Genomic DNA, 1,341 nt, shown 5'->3' with positions numbered 1-1,341 from the left:
GAGGCTGTAAACTGAACTCTGTCTGAGTTAAATTTTAATCATTAATTTTATTCAGACAGAATCATGACAAACGAAGAACAAAAAGAATTCGAGAAAAAGGCACTTGACCAGTTTATGTCTGGCAAGAGTCTTTTTGGTAAAGATGGTGCATTTGCACCAATGCTAAAAAGCTTCATAGAGAAGGCTCTTGAAGCCGAGATGAATGATCATTTAGATACTAGTGAACGTTCTAAAGGCAACAAGCGGAATGGTAAGGGTAAAAAGACTGTCAAAAGTGGTTTTGGTACTTTTGATATCGATACTCCTCAAGACCGTCACAGTAGCTTTGAGCCAGAACTGGTTAAGAAGCGTCAAACTATTTTAGCAGATAATCTTTCAGATAAAATCATTGGTCTCTATGGTTTGGGGATGAGTTATCGAGATATTTCTTCTCATATTAAAGAGATGTATGATACCGATATTTCGCACACTGTTTTGAGCCAAATAACAGATAGAATCATTCCTGATGTAAAAGCATGGCAGAATCGCCCATTAGAACCTTTATATTGTATAGTATGGCTTGATGCGATGCATTACAAGGTAAAAGTAGACGGAAAGATCACTCATAAGGCACTCTACAATATTTTAGGCATCAACAAAGAGGGTTATAAGGAAGTGTTGGGCATGTACATATCAGAAAGCGAGGGAGCCAACTTCTGGTTACAGGTACTAACTGATCTAAACAACCGTGGTCTGAAAGATATCTTGATTGCCTGTACCGATAATCTTAAAGGTTTTACAGATGCAATATTGAGTGTGTTCCCAAAGGCACAGGTGCAGCTCTGTATTGTACACCAAATACGTAATTCTCTTAAATACGTAGCCTCTAAGGATCAAAAAGAATTCATGCGTGATTTAAAGCTAGTATACAGAGCAACTAGTAAAGAGGTTGCAGAAGATAAATTACTGGATTTAGAACAAAAATGGGGTAGTAAATATCCTGTAGTAATCGAAAGCTGGCAGCGCAATTGGGAGCAATTATCGCAATACTTCCAATACACTGAACACATTCGAAAGATCATCTATACAACTAACGCCGTTGAAGGATTCCATCGTCAAGTTCGTAAAGTCACTAAAACAAAGGGAGCCTTTACCAACGATATGGCATTACTAAAATTGGTATACTTGGCTGCTAAGAATATCGAAAAGAAATGGACTTCACCATTGCATAATTGGAGTTTGACAGTCCAACAACTTTATATTAAATTTGGGGAGAGGATACCTCTGATATTAAACACCAATTCCTTTGGGGCTAGCCCCAAAGGAATTGAAACAACAGACAGAGTTTAATTTACAGATCCG

At 37.7% G+C, this 1,341-nt stretch carries 1 protein-coding gene; it reads left to right on the top strand.

Going from position 1 to position 1,341, the window contains the following annotated elements; genetic code table 11:
• Positions 1 to 63: 63 nt before the first annotated feature.
• Positions 64 to 1,329 (top strand): IS256 family transposase, encoded by a 1,266-nt coding sequence (locus tag CVD18_RS22230; protein WP_103867631.1) that lies wholly within the window; start codon positions 64 to 66, stop codon positions 1,327 to 1,329.
• Positions 1,330 to 1,341: the final 12 nt, after the last annotated feature.

This window comes from Aquimarina sp. I32.4, from assembly GCF_002924285.1.
GTDB lineage: Bacteria > Bacteroidota > Bacteroidia > Flavobacteriales > Flavobacteriaceae > Aquimarina.
This window is presented reverse-complemented; position numbering and strand designations above follow the sequence as displayed.

Coding starts and splice junctions, on each gene's coding strand:
- CVD18_RS22230 (WP_103867631.1), top strand. CDS start 64: ATGACAAACGAAGAACAAAAAGAATTCGAGAAAAAGGCACTTGACCAG.